This is a genomic window from Streptomyces sp. 11-1-2, assembly GCF_003595545.1.
GTDB lineage: Bacteria > Actinomycetota > Actinomycetes > Streptomycetales > Streptomycetaceae > Streptomyces > Streptomyces hygroscopicus_B.
In genome coordinates this window covers 2,887,821-2,901,898 of the sequence record NZ_CP022545.1, presented here as the reverse complement: position 1 = coordinate 2,901,898, position 14,078 = coordinate 2,887,821, and the positions used below count along the sequence as shown (strand labels likewise).

Annotated in this window: 16 protein-coding genes and 1 tRNA gene; 6 read left to right on the top strand and 11 right to left on the bottom strand. The window is 70.3% G+C overall.

From position 1 onward, the window contains the following. Window position 1: 1 nt before the first annotated feature. The gene (locus CGL27_RS12155) at window positions 2-1,000 is read right to left on the bottom strand and encodes a zinc-binding alcohol dehydrogenase (RefSeq protein WP_119986530.1); all 999 of its coding nucleotides are present in this window, start codon (window positions 998-1,000) and stop codon (window positions 2-4) included. Between the two features lie 118 nt (window positions 1,001-1,118). On the opposite strand from CGL27_RS12155, the gene CGL27_RS12150 reads away from it, so the two are divergent. Continuing rightward, window positions 1,119-1,862: a CDP-alcohol phosphatidyltransferase family protein gene (locus CGL27_RS12150; RefSeq protein ID WP_119986528.1), complete on the top strand. Its 744-nt coding sequence runs from the start codon at window positions 1,119-1,121 to the stop codon at window positions 1,860-1,862. 28 nt (window positions 1,863-1,890) lie between these two features. Here CGL27_RS12150 and CGL27_RS12145 read toward each other — a convergent pair whose 3' ends face one another. Further along, a complete protein-coding gene (locus tag CGL27_RS12145; protein WP_119986526.1) occupies window positions 1,891-2,598 on the bottom strand; it encodes an SDR family NAD(P)-dependent oxidoreductase in 708 nt (235 codons plus the stop codon). A gap of 102 nt (window positions 2,599-2,700) precedes the next feature. On the opposite strand from CGL27_RS12145, the gene CGL27_RS12140 reads away from it, so the two are divergent. From CGL27_RS12140 to CGL27_RS12130, 4 genes are all read left to right on the top strand, one after another. After that, entirely contained in the window at window positions 2,701-3,540 is an 840-nt protein-coding gene (locus CGL27_RS12140; RefSeq protein WP_119986525.1) for a helix-turn-helix transcriptional regulator, read from the top strand. A gap of 224 nt (window positions 3,541-3,764) precedes the next feature. Beyond that, window positions 3,765-3,923, top strand: a complete 159-nt coding sequence (locus CGL27_RS50000) for a hypothetical protein (protein WP_014059559.1) — start codon at window positions 3,765-3,767, stop codon at window positions 3,921-3,923. Then, window positions 3,920-4,468, top strand: a complete 549-nt coding sequence (locus CGL27_RS12135) for a sigma-70 family RNA polymerase sigma factor (protein ID WP_078640543.1) — start codon at window positions 3,920-3,922, stop codon at window positions 4,466-4,468. Before CGL27_RS50000 ends, CGL27_RS12135 begins: the two co-directional genes overlap by 4 nt. Then, a complete protein-coding gene (locus tag CGL27_RS12130; protein WP_078640542.1) occupies window positions 4,465-5,262 on the top strand; it encodes a hypothetical protein in 798 nt (265 codons plus the stop codon). Before CGL27_RS12135 ends, CGL27_RS12130 begins: the two co-directional genes overlap by 4 nt. Window positions 5,263-5,277: 15 nt before the next feature. Here the strand turns inward: CGL27_RS12130 and CGL27_RS12125 are convergent, their stop codons facing one another. From CGL27_RS12125 to CGL27_RS12090, 8 genes are all read right to left on the bottom strand, one after another. Continuing rightward, window positions 5,278-5,427: a hypothetical protein gene (locus tag CGL27_RS12125; protein ID WP_203348401.1), complete on the bottom strand. Its 150-nt coding sequence runs from the start codon at window positions 5,425-5,427 to the stop codon at window positions 5,278-5,280. Window positions 5,428-5,507: 80 nt separating this feature from the next. Beyond that, window positions 5,508-6,176 (bottom strand): potassium-transporting ATPase subunit C, encoded by a 669-nt coding sequence (locus CGL27_RS12120; protein ID WP_119986523.1) that lies wholly within the window; start codon window positions 6,174-6,176, stop codon window positions 5,508-5,510. 5 nt (window positions 6,177-6,181) lie between these two features. After that, a complete protein-coding gene (gene kdpB, locus CGL27_RS12115) occupies window positions 6,182-8,320 on the bottom strand; it encodes a potassium-transporting ATPase subunit KdpB (RefSeq protein ID WP_205587679.1) in 2,139 nt (712 codons plus the stop codon). Further along, entirely contained in the window at window positions 8,320-9,981 is a 1,662-nt protein-coding gene (gene kdpA, locus CGL27_RS12110; protein ID WP_119986521.1) for a potassium-transporting ATPase subunit KdpA, read from the bottom strand. The genes kdpB and kdpA overlap by 1 nt, the downstream gene beginning before the upstream one ends. Before the next feature lie 32 nt (window positions 9,982-10,013). After that, window positions 10,014-10,103 (bottom strand): K(+)-transporting ATPase subunit F, encoded by a 90-nt coding sequence (kdpF, locus tag CGL27_RS12105; RefSeq protein ID WP_037770757.1) that lies wholly within the window; start codon window positions 10,101-10,103, stop codon window positions 10,014-10,016. 305 nt (window positions 10,104-10,408) lie between these two features. Next, complete coding sequence (locus CGL27_RS12100; RefSeq protein ID WP_078640539.1) at window positions 10,409-11,002, bottom strand: TetR/AcrR family transcriptional regulator; 594 nt, start codon at window positions 11,000-11,002, stop codon at window positions 10,409-10,411. A 130-nt stretch (window positions 11,003-11,132) separates the two neighbouring features. Continuing rightward, window positions 11,133-11,987, bottom strand: coding sequence for an oxidoreductase (locus tag CGL27_RS12095; protein ID WP_162952966.1), 855 nt, complete (start codon window positions 11,985-11,987; stop codon window positions 11,133-11,135). 144 nt (window positions 11,988-12,131) lie between these two features. Next, complete coding sequence (locus CGL27_RS12090; protein WP_119986517.1) at window positions 12,132-12,983, bottom strand: helix-turn-helix transcriptional regulator; 852 nt, start codon at window positions 12,981-12,983, stop codon at window positions 12,132-12,134. An 86-nt stretch (window positions 12,984-13,069) separates the two neighbouring features. Between CGL27_RS12090 and CGL27_RS12085 the strand changes: the two genes are divergently transcribed. Beyond that, complete coding sequence (locus tag CGL27_RS12085; protein ID WP_119986515.1) at window positions 13,070-13,852, top strand: SDR family oxidoreductase; 783 nt, start codon at window positions 13,070-13,072, stop codon at window positions 13,850-13,852. Between the two features lie 89 nt (window positions 13,853-13,941). On the opposite strand, the gene CGL27_RS12075 is transcribed toward CGL27_RS12085, so the two are convergent. Then, window positions 13,942-14,029, bottom strand: a tRNA-Leu gene (locus tag CGL27_RS12075). Between the last annotated feature and the right edge of the window lie 49 nt (window positions 14,030-14,078).

Here is a 14,078-nt window from a genome sequence, read left to right as displayed (position 1 = left end):
TTCAGACGGATGACACGGCAGATTCCGCGCCGTAGCGAACCCGGTGGCACAGCCCCGGAATCGCCCCGGACGCGAGCCCCGGCAGCACCTGAGGAAGCTCCTCGAAACCGCATTCGCCGGTGACAAGGGCGTCGAAGGCCGGATCGGCGAGCAGTTCGAGCGCCAGCGCCATCCGGTCGCCGTAACCGCGGCGGGTGCCCCGGGCCGGTGAGACCGTCCCCACCTGGCTGGCGCGCACCGTCAGCCGGCGGGAGTGGAAGGCTTCCCCCAGCGGCAGGCTGATCCGCCGGTCCCCGTACCAGCTCAGCTCCAGCACGGTGCCCTCCGGGGCGAGGAGCTCCAGCGAGCGCGCGAGCCCCTGTTCGGTGGCGCTGGCGTGGACGACCAGATCGAGGTCGCCCGTCGCCTCCTCGGGGAGCGCGAAGTCCACCCCGAGCGCCCGCGCGACCTCGGCGCGCGCCGGCTCGGCGTCCACCAGTTGCACCCGTACGGCGGGGAACCGGGCCAGCACCGCCGCCACCGAGGCACCCACCATCCCCGCGCCCACCACGGCGATCCGGTCGCCCAGCAGGGGCGCGGCGTCCCACGCCGCGTTCACCGCGGTCTCCACCGTCCCCGCCAGCACGGCGCGCGGGGCGGGCACGCCCTCCGGCACCGGGGTCACCGCGCTCGCCGGGACCACATAGCGGGTCTGATGCGGATACAGGCAGAAGACGGTGCGCCCCAGCAGGGCCGCTGGTCCCTCCTCGACCAGACCCACATTGAGATAGCCGTACTTGACCGGCCCGGGGAACTCACCGTCCTGGAACGGCGCGCGCATCGCGGTGTGCTGACTCTCCGGTACGCCACCGCGGAAGACCAGGGTCTCCGTACCGCGGCTCACCCCCGAGCACAGCGTGCGCACCACCACGTCCTCGGGCCCCGGGTCGGGCAGGGCCACCTCCCGTATCTCGCCACGGCCGGGGGAGCGGAGCCAGAAGGCGCGGGCGGTGCGCGTCATACGACGTTCTCCAAAGGGGCTGAACAATCGGGCGGTGGCTCACGTACCGATGACCATGAAGCCGCGAACACGGTACGCGGCACCCATCCACTCCGCCACACAGCCCGGAGGGTGCACGGTGGCCCTGAACAATCCCTACAACACGACGCTGGTGCGGAACGAGACGGCCGCGGGCGCGGCCGCGCAGCTGCTGCTGCTCGTGCTGCTCGGCACGGCGCTCGACCTGGGACCCGCGGGCTGGCTGACCGGCCTGGCCTTCGCGGTCGCCACCTGGGCGGTGCTCACCCGCGCCCTGTCGCGGCACTGGCTCGCCTCCTTCGGCGCGGCCAACCGCGTCACCCTCGCGCGGGCCACGCTCGTCGGCGGGGTGACCGCGCTGGTCGCGGACTCCTTCGAGAGCCCGCCGCCGGTCACCGTCCTGGTGGCCCTCACCGCGGTCGCGCTGCTCCTGGACGCGGTCGACGGCCAGGTGGCCCGCCGCACCGGCACCTCGTCCTCCCTGGGCGCGCGGTTCGACATGGAGGTCGACGCCGTCCTCATCCTGGTGCTCAGCGTCTATGTGGCCACCTCGCTCGGCCCCTGGGTGCTGCTGATCGGCGCCATGCGCTACGTCTTCGTCGCCGCCGCCCGGGTGCTGCCCTGGCTGAACGGCCAGTTGCCCCCGAGCACGGCCCGCAAGACGGTGGCCGCGCTCCAGGGCGTGCTGCTGCTGGTCGTCGGCGCCGATGTCCTGCCCTACGCGCTGGCCTTCGGCGCCGCCCTGCTCGCCCTGACCCTGCTCAGCTGGTCCTTCGCCCGCGACATCAGGTGGCTGTGGCGCACCCGGGACAGCCGGGCCGAGGTGAGCGCGGGGACCCGGTGAGGGCGGCGCCGCCGACCGGCCCGCTGCTCTACCAGGGGAGAGTGCCCTCGATGTCGAAGTACCCTCCCGTCGGGCCGTCGGGCCCCACCTGGGCCATCCGGACGATGATCTCGGCGCCCTCCTCGACGGTCTGGTGGCCGGTGTGCGCGTTGAGGTCCGTCGCGGTGTAGCCGGGCTCGACGGCGTTGATCCGCATCTGCGGGAACGCCTTCGCGTACTGCACGGTGACCATGTTGACCGTGGCCTTCGACGCCGGATAGGCGACCCCCGGATAGGCGTGCGCCGGGTCGTCCGGGGTGGAGACCCGCTCCAGCGAGGCCAGTCCGCTGCTGACATTGACCACGACCGGGGCGGCGGACCGGCGCAGCAGTGGCAGGAAGGCGTGGGTGACCCGCACCACGCCGAAGACGTTCGTCTCGAACACCGTCCGCATCATGTCGGCGGTGACCTCGGCGGCGCCGATCACCCCGCCGTCCGGCGTCCGCGCCTCGATACCGGCGTTGTTGATCAGCACATCCAGCCCGCCGTCGGCCTCGATGGTCTTGGCGGCGGCGGCCACGGACGCGTCATCGGTGACATCGAGGACGACCAGCCGCGCCCCCAGCCGCTCGGCGGCCCGGCGTCCGCGCTCGGCGTCCCGGCTGCCGAGGTGGACGGTGTGGCCCGCGGCGATCAGTCGGCGGGCGGTCTCGAAGCCGAGACCCTTGTTGGCTCCGGTGATAAGTGTTGTCGTCATGTCTCCAGGCTGCGTCCGGGGCGTGGGTGCAGCCAGCTGCCCCGTCTTCCTGGGACCGCGAGTACCAGGAAGGGGCCCGGCCCGCGGTGCACACTGGTGGTCATGGCGACCACGGAGTTCGGGCAGGCGGTACGGCGCTGGCGGGACCGGGTCCCCCCGGAGGCCGCCGGGCTGGCGTCCGGCGGGCAGCGGCGCGCGGCCGGGCTGCGCCGCGAGGAGCTGGCGATGCTGGCCGGGATCTCCGTCGACTACGTCACCCGCCTCGAACAGGGCCGGGCCTCCCATCCCTCCTCCCAGGTCGTCGAGGCGCTGGCCAGGGCGCTGCGGCTGTCGGGGGCCGAGCGTTCCCATCTCTTCCGGCTGGCCGGGCTGGCGCCACCGGGTCCGGAGACGGTGCCGGCGTACATCACCCCGAGCGTCCAGCGGCTGCTGGACCGGCTGACCGGAACACCGGTCGCCGTGAGCGACGCGTCCTGGACGCTGCTCATGGCCAATCCGCCGTATGTGGCCCTGAGGGGCGATCCGTCCCGGTGGCGCGGCAACGAGCGCAACGGAGTCTGGCGCCACTTCGTCGGCGAGGACAGCGGATCCCGGCAGACGCATGAGGCCCGCGGCGAGTTCCAGGCCGCGCTGGTCGCCGATCTCCGCACGGCCGCCGCCCGCTACCCGGCCGACCAGCGGCTGCGGCAGCTGGTCGCGGAGCTGCGCGCGAACAGCGAGCGGTTCGCCGAGCTGTGGGACTCCGGCACCGTCGGCCGCCATGAGGCGTCGCGCAAGATCATCGACCATCCGCGGGTGGGTTCGCTGACGCTGGACTGTGATGTGCTCACCGTGGCGGGCAGCGATCTGCGTATCGTGGTGTACACCGCCGAGCCCGGCACCGAGGACGCCGAACGCCTCGCCCTGCTCACCGTGCTCGGCACCCAGACGCTCACCGGCTAGCCCGCCCCCCCGCACGGCGGCGATCGGGGACGGATCAGCGGACCAGGTCCATATGTTTTTCATATTTGCGTAATTGGATCGATGCGTTCCGTAAGATTTTAAGCTCATCCGATGCACGAACCGGCGTCCGTGAGCGCTATCTGAAACAGAGAGCGCAACACCGCGCACTCGCGGGGCGTGTGGGGGCCACCCCCCGTACAACGAACAGAAGGACAACGAAGTCCGTGAATCTTCAAACCGTGGTGAACGTCGTCACCGCCGTGCTCGTCGCGCGGGTATTCGGCAGTGACGCCATCGCCCTCCTGCGCCGCGCGGCCGCGATGGGAGTCCGCGTCGGCGTATCGGAACTGCATCGCAGCGACCGGGAGGGAGGGGAGCGGTGACCAACGAATTCCTGCGCTCGCGCGAAACCACCTCGATGACACCCGGACTCCCCGCGGACTTCCGTGCCTTCCACCAGCTCCACCGGAAGGCGTACATCGACCGGGCCGTGGTCTACCTCGGCAACCACGCGGACGCCGAAGAGGCCGTCGACGCCGCCTTCGAGCAACTCCTGCGCTGCTGGCCCAAGGTGCTGAGCATGGAGAATCCGGCAGCCTACGCCTGGAAGGTCATGAAGAACCGGGCCGTCGACCTCGCCCGCGCCCGCAACCGCGGCCCCGCCCTCCTGGACAACGCGACCTTCGAGACCGCGATGCTCAGGGACGCGGTCGACCCCATCGCCGTACTCGAGGAGAGCCTGAACCTCTACCAGGCCATCAAGAAACTCCCCGAGCGCCAGCAGGACGTGGTCATCCTGCTCCACTGCCGCGGCTACCGCGTCGCCGAGACCGCCACCCACCTCGGCATCACCGAGGCCGGAGTCCGCTCCACCGCCCGCTACGCCCGCCGCCGTCTGCAACAACTCCTGGCCAAGGAGGACCGATGACCTCAGCCATTGACCGCATCCTCGCGCGGGCCCTGCTCAACCCCACCCCTCCCATCGACTTCGAGGCCGCCGAGGCCCGGCTCGCCATCCGCCACGCCGACCCCGGCGGCGCCCCACCCCAGGAGCGCCCTCCGCAGCACGCTCAGCGGACATCCGCGGCCGCGGGGACCGCGGCGCCGGGCGTGGACGAACGGATGGCGCAGGACCTGCACACGCTGTGTGAGGCGATCATCGCCCGCCCCGATGCCCTGACCCAGCTTCGGGACTTCCTCACCCGCCGCATCCTCGAACCGCCCGGCTCCCGTGTCCTCGGGTGTGTGCTGCAACTGGCCGGCCATGAGGACCACGCCCAGTTCTGGTGGCAGTTCGCCGCCGGCGCCGGTGACCCCGCCGCCGCGTACTGCCTCTACCTCCACCACATGGCCCTGGGCGAGGACGGCCAGGCGCACGCCTGGCTCGAGTGGTGGCACGAGCAGGCGGGCAACGAGATCCCGCCGGTCACCGACACCGTGGAGGACTGGGCCGCCACCGACCATGAGATGGCCGCCGCCCTCCGCATCCTGCACGGCCTGAAAAGGGAACAAGAGGTGCCGCCCGCCACCACGGCCGTCATCCACTACGTCGCCCGGGCCGTCGACTTCACCGACGACCCCGACATCGATCTCCCCCTGCCCGAACCGGGATTCGCCGACCGCATCGAAGACCTCACCACCACCGTGACCACCACGGCCACCGCGCCCTCGCCGGACCGGGCCGTGCTGCCCGAGCGGCCGCGCAGCGGTTCCCCCGCGTAGCGGCTCACCCGCGTATCACCAGGTGAAGGCGAGTGGCCTTCCCGGTCGGCCGGGGGCCGGCACCGGGCCGGTGTGCCGGACGAATCCCTTGCCGGGCGCGCCGACCTCCTCCGCCGGCCAGTTGGCGGCGTCGATGAGCCGGGTCAGGCCGATTCCGGTGCGCACCCCCGCCAATGACGACGGGAGCCGGCGGCCGGAGAGTGTCCCCGGGCGCCGGCTCCCGCTTCTCGGGGCGCGTAACGCCGTCAGTGCTTGGCCACGAGGTCCTTGAGCGCGATGTTGAGTTCGAGGACGTACACCCGCGGCTCGCCGATGAAGCCGAGCATGCGGCCCTCGGTCTTGTCCTCGACCAGCTTCTCCACCTGGGCGACGGACAGCCCGTTCTGCTCCGCGACCCGGTGGACCTGGATCTCGGCGTAGCGCGGGGAGATGTCCGGGTCCAGGCCGGAGCCGGAGGACGTCACCGCGTCGGCGGGGACCTGGGACGGCCTGACGGTGTAGCCGGGCACCGAGTTGTTCTTGACGACCGCGGCCTTGGCGTCCTTGACCTGCTGGAGGAGGTCCTTGCTGTCGGCGGAGAGGTTGGTGGCTCCGGACAGCAGCAGCGTGTACTGGGTGTTGAAGCTGTTGGTGCCGAGGCCGTTCGCCGGGCGCCCCTGGAACCACTTCAGATCGGGGTCCGGGGTCTCCTGACCCTTCTTCAGCGGCAGGTTGTACGGCTGCCCGATCAGCGAGGAACCGACGACCTTGCCGTCCGCCTTTATCTCGGAGCCGTTCGCCTTGTCGTGGAACAGCCCCTGGGCGATGCCGGTGACCACCAGCGGGTAGATGACGCCCGTGACCAGGGTCAGCACGAGGAGGGCCCGCAGGCCGGCCCCGAACAGCCGGGCGGTGTTCATGACGGAATGGTTCATGGCGGTCAGCCGATCCCGGGAATGAGGGAGATGAGCAGGTCGATGATCTTGATGCCGATGAAGGGCGCTATCAGGCCGCCGAGGCCGTAGATCCCGAGGTTGCGCCGCAGCATCTTGTCCGCGCTCATCGGCCGGTAGCGCACGCCCCGCAGGGCCAGCGGCACCAGCGCGATGATGATCAGCGCGTTGAAGATCACCGCGGACAGGATCGCCGAGTCCGGCGAGGACAGCTGCATGATGTTCAGCTTGTCCAGGCCCGGGTAGACCGCCGCGAACAGCGCCGGGATGATCGCGAAGTATTTCGCGACATCGTTGGCGATGGAGAAGGTGGTCAGCGCGCCACGGGTGATCAGCAGTTGCTTGCCGATCTCCACGATCTCGATGAGCTTGGTCGGGTTGGAGTCGAGGTCGACCATGTTGCCGGCCTCCTTGGCGGCCGACGTACCGGTGTTCATCGCCACCCCGACGTCCGCCTGGGCCAGCGCCGGGGCGTCATTGGTGCCGTCGCCGGTCATCGCCACCAGCTTGCCGCCCGCCTGCTCGCGCTTGATCAGGGCCATCTTGTCCTCGGGAGTGGCCTCGGCGAGGAAGTCGTCGACGCCCGCCTCCTCGGCGATGGCCTTGGCCGTCAGCGGGTTGTCACCCGTGATCATGACGGTCTTGATGCCCATGCGGCGCAGTTCGTCGAACCGCTCCCGCATGCCCTCCTTGACGACGTCCTTGAGGTGGATGACGCCCAGCACCCGCGCCCCGCCGGCGTCCTGGACCGCCACCAGCAGCGGGGTGCCGCCGGCCTCGGAGATCCGGTGGGCGATCCGGTCCGCGTCCTCGGCGACCGTGCCGCCCCGCTCCTGGACCCAGGTGATGACCGAACCGGCCGCGCCCTTGCGGATCTTCCGCTCGCCGACGTCCACACCCGACATCCGGGTCTGCGCGGTGAACTCGATCCACTCGGCGCCCACCAGTTCGCCCTGGTGGCGCTCGCGCAGCCCGTACTTCTCCTTCGCCAGGACGACGATGGACCGGCCCTCGGGGGTCTCGTCGGCCAGCGAGGAGAGCTGGGCGGCGTCGGCGACCTCGGCCTCGGTGGTGCCGCGCACCGGCGCGAACTCCGCTGCCTGCCGGTTGCCCAGGGTGATCGTGCCAGTCTTGTCCAGCAGCAGTGTGGAGACGTCACCGGCGGCCTCGACCGCCCGGCCCGACATCGCCAGGACGTTCCGCTGGACGAGGCGGTCCATGCCCGCGATGCCGATCGCGGAGAGCAGCGCGCCGATCGTCGTCGGGATCAGACAGACCAGCAGCGCCACCAGCACCACCATCGTCAGATGCGTGCCCGCGTAATCGGCGAACGGCGGCAGCGTGACGCAGGCGAGCAGGAACACGATCGTCAGCGAGGCGAGCAGGATGTTCAGCGCGATCTCGTTCGGCGTCTTCTGCCGGGCGGCGCCCTCCACCAGGTTGATCATCCGGTCGATGAAGGTCTCGCCCGGCTTGGTGGTGATCCTGATGACGATGCGGTCGGACAGCACCTTGGTGCCGCCGGTCACGGCCGAACGGTCGCCGCCGGACTCGCGGATCACCGGCGCCGACTCGCCGGTGATCGCCGACTCGTCGACCGAGGCGACGCCCTCGACCACATCCCCGTCGCCGGGGATGACATCGCCGGCCTCGCAGACCACCAGGTCACCGATCTTCAGCCCGGTGCCGGGGACCCGCTCCTCGGCCGTGCCGTCCGCCGCCAGCCGCCGGGCCACCGTGTCGGTCTTGGCCTTGCGCAGGGTGTCGGCCTGCGCCTTGCCACGGCCCTCGGCGACCGCCTCCGCCAGATTGGCGAAGATCACGGTCAGCCACAGCCAGGCGCTGATCGCCCAGCCGAACCAGTCGCCCGGATCCTTGAAGGAGAACACGGTGGTCAGCACGGACCCGACCAGCACGACGAACATCACGGGCGACTTCACCATCACCCGCGGGTCCAGCTTGCGGAAGGCGTCCGGCAGCGACTTCAGCAGTTGCCCGGGATCGAAGAGGCCCGCGCCGACACGGTCCTCGGCCGGGCCGTGTCCGGTGGGAACGCCGCCCCGCGGCGCCCTGGTCGGAGTGGCAGTGGACATGGAGTCCTCGTGGTTTTCTGTGCGGGTGGTCATCACGCCAGCCCCTCGGCCAGCGGCCCCAGCGCCAGCGCGGGGAAGTACGTCAGACCGGTGATGATCAGGATCGCGCCCACCAGCAACCCCGTGAACAGCGGCTTCTCGGTGCGCAGGGTGCCCGCGGTGGCCGGCACCGGCTTCTGCTCGGCGAGCGAGCCCGCGAGCGCCAGGACGAAGACCATGGGCACGAAGCGGCCGAGCAGCATCGCGAGACCGGTCGTGGTGTTGAACCAGTCGGTGTTCGCGTTCAGGCCCGCGAAGGCGGAGCCGTTGTTGTTCGAGGCGGAGGTGAACGCGTACAGCACCTCGGAGAAGCCGTGCGCACCGGAGTTGAGCATCGAGTTCGGCGGCGTCCGCAGGGCCATGGAGGCGGCCGTGAAGATCAGGACCAGCGCCGGGGTGACCAGGATGTAGCAGGCCGCCAGCTTCATCTCGCGGGCACCGATCTTCTTGCCCAGGTACTCGGGCGTACGGCCGACCATCAGCCCGGCGATGAACACCGCGATGATCGCCATGATCAGCATGCCGTAAAGACCGGATCCGGTACCACCGGGTGCGATCTCGCCCAGCATCATGCCGAGCATGGTGATACCGCCGCCCAGGCCCGTGAAGGAGGAGTGGAAGGAATCCACCGCTCCGGTCGAGGTGAGCGTGGTCGACACCCCGAAGAGCGCCGAGGCGCCGACACCGAAACGGGCCTCCTTGCCCTCCATCGCGCCACCGGCTGCCTCAAGGGCCGGGCCGTGGTGGGAGAACTCGGTCCACATCATCAGGGCGACGAAGCCGACCCAGATGGTGACCATGGTCGCCAGGATCGCGTAACCCTGCTTGACCGAGCCGACCATGATGCCGAAGGTGCGGGTCAGCGCCAGCGGGATGACCAGGATCAGGAAGATCTCGAAGAGGTTGGTGAACGGGGTCGGGTTCTCGAACGGGTGGGCGCTGTTGGCGTTGAAGTAACCGCCGCCGTTGGTGCCCAGCTCCTTGATGGCCTCCTGCGAGGCCACGGCCCCGCCGTTCCACTGCTGCGAGCCGCCCATGAACTGGCCCACCTCGTGGATGCCGGAGAAGTTCTGGATGGCTCCGCAGGCCACCAGGACCACGGCCGCGATCGCCGCGCCCGGCACCAGGACGCGGATCGTACCGCGCACCAGATCGGCCCAGAAGTTGCCGAGCTCACCGGTGCGCGAGCGCGCGAAGCCGCGCACCAGCGCCACCGCGACGGCGATACCGACGGCGGCCGAGACGAAGTTCTGCACGGCCAGACCGGCGGTCTGTACGACGTGGCCCATGGCCTGCTCGCCGTAGTACGACTGCCAGTTGGTGTTCGTCACGAAGGACGCGGCCGTGTCGAAGGCCTGCGCGGGCTCGATCGAGGAGAACCCGAGCGAACCGGGCAGGCTGCCCTGCAGCCGCTGCAGCAGATACAGGAAGAGCACACCGGCCGCCGAGAAGGCCAGCACCCCGCGCAGGTACGAGGCCCAGCGCATCTCGGTGTCGGGGTTGGCACCGATGCCCTTGTAGATCCACTTCTCCACACGCCAGTGCTTCTCGGAGGAGTAGACCTTGGCCATGTGATTGCCGAGGGGGACGTAGGCGAGCGCCAGCGCCCCTATGAGGGCGAGCAGTTGGAGCACGCCCGCGAGCACGGGACCCATGCCTCCCGCCGCGGTAGCAGCTGATGTCACCGTCAGAACCTCTCCGGGAAGATCAGGGCGAGGACGAGATAGCCCAACAGGGCGACGGCGACGACGAGGCCGACGACGTTTTCGACGGTCACAGCTTCGTCACCCCTTTGGCGACAAAGGCCACCAGCGCGAACACCGCGAGCGTGGTGACGACGAAGGCCACATCGGCCATCGCGAACTCCTGGAAAGAGGTCGGGGGAATCCGCAAGCGGCGGATCGGACGGGTTATCGATAGAAGAAAACCCCGCCCATGGCCGGATCCAAGCGTCGTTGACGGGTCCCATACGCCGATCCGCACCCCCTTGACGCGACCCTTACGGGCGCTGGGATGAGGGATGCGGGTGTTCGCCGTGCCCGTGCCGAGGTCCTCGGGTGCGCGTCGAGGACCGGGGCATGATCACTTCATGACACGACGCCAGATCTCGACGGTGGTCGCGGTCGCCTCGGCGAGATCTTCCCCGGGCGAGCAGGCGGCGCGGTAGAAGGTCCGTTCCGTCATCCAGCACAGTGCGCGGGCCAGCGCGGCGGCTCCGCCGGGCCCGTCCTCATCGGGGATCCCCACCCGCCTCAGCACCTGCGTCATGGCTTGGGCGAAAGCGTCGACCGTGTCGTTCCAGGCGGAACCGACCACCGGATGCAGCGCGGAGTAGTCCACAGCCGCCCGCATGACGGTGCCGTGCTCACGCCAGACCCGCTCCACCCCGTGGACGGCCCGTTCCATGACATCGACGGGCGGGGACGCCGCGTCCTGCGCCGTGCTGTCGGCCGCGGCCCGGATGGTGCGCATGGTGCGCTCGACGAGAGCGGCGAGGACCTCGTGCTTGTTGCCGAAGTAGAAGTAGAGGGAGCCGCGTGAGATCCCGGCGCCTTTGGCGATCGCCTCGACCGTGAGCTCCTCGAGGCTCGTGTGCTCGAGCAGCGCTTCGGCGGCGTCCAGAAGGGCCTGCTCGCGCAGGTCTCCCTTCCTCGGAGCGGCACTGCGCCTTCCCACTGCGGTCTCCCCTGATCGACTCTCCCGAGCACTGTACTTCCGCCGGACAAGGGCCCACGGCATGGCCGTTGTCCGGCGGAGGAGCCACGCGCTCGCCACGGCCTTCGGTGGCCGCGTCCCGGCACGGTGATCAGCCGTTGAGCTGAGCTCCGTCGGGGAAGTCGGTGGACCGCGACAGCTTCTCCCAGGTGCGGATGTCGTCGTCCACCGCCTGCCGGGCCGCCGTGACCAGGCGCAGCGCGTCCGAGCCCAGCACCAGGTGGGCAGGGGGCTCGGGAACATCGAGGATGTGCAGCACCGCTTCGGCGGCGCTCAGGGGATTGCCGAGCTGGTTGCCACTGGCCTTGACCCGCGCCTCGCGGATCGGTGTGAACAACGCGTCGTAGTCGGCGATGGCACGTTCGGCACGGGTCATCGACCGGCCGGCCCAGTCCGTACGGAACGAACCGGGCTCGATGGCCGTGACGTGGATGCCGAACGCGGCGACCTCCTTGCTGATGCTCTCGAGCATCCCCTCCAGCGCGAACTTGCTCCCGCAGTAGGCCGACATACCGGGCACCGCCATCAGGCCGCCCATGGAGGTCACCGCCATCAGGTGGCCCGCGCGCCGCTTGCGCATATGGGGGAGGACGGCCTGCAGGGTCGCCGCGGCACCGAAGACGTTGGTCGCGAACTGCGCACGGACCGCCGACAGCGGTGTCTCCTCGAAGATCCCCTCCAGGCCGTAACCGGCGTTGGCGATGGCCACATCGAGTGGACCGACAGTCGACTCGACCTCGTCGACCACGGCGCATACGGCCTCGTCATCGGTGACATCCAGCAGACGCGCGCGGGCACGTCCCGGCGCCAGGGCCTCGAAGGCCGCCATATCGGCTTCCCGGCGAACGGTGCCGACCACCGTGTGCCCCGACGCGAGGGCCCCCTTGGCGAACGCCTGCCCCAGCCCGCTGCTTACACCGGTGATCAGGAAGGTCTTCATGTCCAACTCACATCCTTCGGCCGCGGCAGCCGCGCCGCGGGTACGCTCCGATCTCTCTCACCTGAAAATCTACACCGCGTCGATTTTTTTCGCCACGACGTAGAAAAGGTGGTGCGGGCGCGGGCCGGGCCGAGAATCGGGCCGTGTCCGCTACCGCAGAGATTCACCGGCCTCGGCTCCCAGCACGTTCAGAAGAGCCAGAGCCTCGGCGTCAGGGGATCCCGGCGGCGCGCTGTAGAGCACGAGGTGCTGGTCGCGGTCGGTGAGCGCGAGTGAGTCGCAGTCGACGGTGATCTCCCCGACGACCGGGTGGCGGAAGGTCTTCGTGAGCATCGGCGCGGCCTGTACGTCGTGCCGCTCCCAGAGCCGGGCGAAGTCGGGGCCGGCGTCGCGGAGCTCGTCCACGAGGCCGGTCACCGCGGGATCCGTCGGGTAGCGGGCGAGGGTGGCACGGAGCTCCATGACGACGTGGTGCCGGAACTCGGCGGCGTCGGAGATCCCGTACAGCGGAGTGTCAGGTGGCATCGGCCCGAGGAATGCCCGGCGCGCGAGATTGCGGTCCTCCGGGGCGAGCCCGGCGAAGTTCTCCATGAGCGCGGCCGCGAGGTCGTTCCACGCGAGCACCTCGAACGCGGCGGACACCACGAAAGCGGCCGTCTGCGGCAGCCGATCGAGGAGCGCGAGGATGCTCGGACGGACGTCGCGCCGGTGCACCCGGGTACGAGTCGGTGCGGTACCCGCGAGGACGTGGAGGTGGTCGGACTCGGCGTCGGTGAGCCGCAGCGCGCCCGCGATCCCGGCGAGGACCTCGCCCGACGGCCGCGGCGCCCTGCCCTGCTCGAGCCGGACGTAGTACTCCGTGGAGATGTGCGCGAGGACCGCTGCCTCCTCGCGGCGCAGACCCGGTGTCCGGCGTCGCGGTCCGGAGGGAAGGCCGACATCCTGCGGCCGCAGCCGCTCGCGCCGGCTGCGGAGGAACGCCCCGAGCTCCTGCCTGTTCATACCCCAAGTCTGCTCGCCGTGCGGCCACGGATCCTGGTACTGCCTGTGCCTGCATCCGGCCCGGAGACCGGCCTGACACTGTCGTCATGACGAACAACATCGACATCGCACCCATCGGCCTGCTCACCGGCAAGGTCGTGTTCATCACCGGCGCCAGCCGCGGCATCGGAGAGGCCGCGGCCCGGCTCTTCGCCGCCGAGGGCGCCGCCGTCGTGCTCGCCGCCCGCGGCACGGACGCGCTCGACCGCATCGTCACCGAGGTCCGCGCCGCCGGAGGCGTCGCCGACGCCGTCACCCTCGACCTCGCCGACCGTGCGAGCGTCCGCGCGGCGGTCGACCGCGTCGAGGAACTGCACGGACGGCTCGACGGCGCGTTCAACAACGGTGCGGCGATCCAGCGGCCCGGCCCGCTCGAGACCACGAGTGACGAGGACATCGACGAGCAGTTCGCCGTGAATTTCCGCTCGCACTGGACCGCCATGACCGCCGAGGCCGCACTCATGCGACAAAACGGTGGCGGGGCGATCGTCAACACCTCGAGCATCGGCAGCCGCCGCGCGAACCCCGCCCTCCCCGCATACGGCGCCATGAAGCGCGCCCTCAACAGCATCACCGAGACCGCGGCCGTGACCTGGGGCCCTCAGGGGATCCGAGTGAACGGCATCACCCCCGGCGGCACCGCCACGGCGATGATCGACGCATGGGAGGCGGCAACCCCGGGCATCAGCGAGCGCATTGACGCGGCGAGCCCGCTCGGTCGCATGGCCGAGCCCCGCGAGGTGGCCGAGGTGGCCGCGTGGCTGCTCAGCGACCGTGCCTCGATGGTGACCGGCGCGATCGTGCCGGTCGACGGGGGCGCCGGCGCCTGAACATGGGGGTACGCCAGGCTGCTGGGCACGTGGTTGGTCACGCCACCGTCCTGAAAAGCAGAAAACCCCACATGAAGTGGGGTATCAGCTGGTGTCCGAGGGGGGACTTGAACCCCCACGCCCGATAAAGGGCACTAGCACCTCAAGCTAGCGCGTCTGCCATTCCGCCACCCGGACCAGGTGTCTGCCGGTCGGCCTGCGGCCGTTCCGACGTGGAAAACCATAG

What these genes read in the sequence shown, in the direction of transcription:
- CGL27_RS12155 (WP_119986530.1), bottom strand. Translation starts at nt 1,000, where the DNA reads ATGACGCGCACCGCCCGCGCCTTCTGGCTCCGCTCCCCCGGCCGTGGC.
- CGL27_RS12145 (WP_119986526.1), bottom strand. Translation starts at nt 2,598, where the DNA reads ATGACGACAACACTTATCACCGGAGCCAACAAGGGTCTCGGCTTCGAG.
- CGL27_RS12140 (WP_119986525.1), top strand. Translation starts at nt 2,701, where the DNA reads ATGGCGACCACGGAGTTCGGGCAGGCGGTACGGCGCTGGCGGGACCGG.
- CGL27_RS12130 (WP_078640542.1), top strand. Translation starts at nt 4,465, where the DNA reads ATGACCTCAGCCATTGACCGCATCCTCGCGCGGGCCCTGCTCAACCCC.
- CGL27_RS12120 (WP_119986523.1), bottom strand. Translation starts at nt 6,176, where the DNA reads ATGAACCATTCCGTCATGAACACCGCCCGGCTGTTCGGGGCCGGCCTG.
- kdpB (WP_205587679.1), bottom strand. Translation starts at nt 8,320, where the DNA reads ATGACCACCCGCACAGAAAACCACGAGGACTCCATGTCCACTGCCACT.
- kdpA (WP_119986521.1), bottom strand. Translation starts at nt 9,981, where the DNA reads ATGGGTCCCGTGCTCGCGGGCGTGCTCCAACTGCTCGCCCTCATAGGG.
- CGL27_RS12090 (WP_119986517.1), bottom strand. Translation starts at nt 12,983, where the DNA reads ATGAACAGGCAGGAGCTCGGGGCGTTCCTCCGCAGCCGGCGCGAGCGG.
- CGL27_RS12085 (WP_119986515.1), top strand. Translation starts at nt 13,070, where the DNA reads ATGACGAACAACATCGACATCGCACCCATCGGCCTGCTCACCGGCAAG.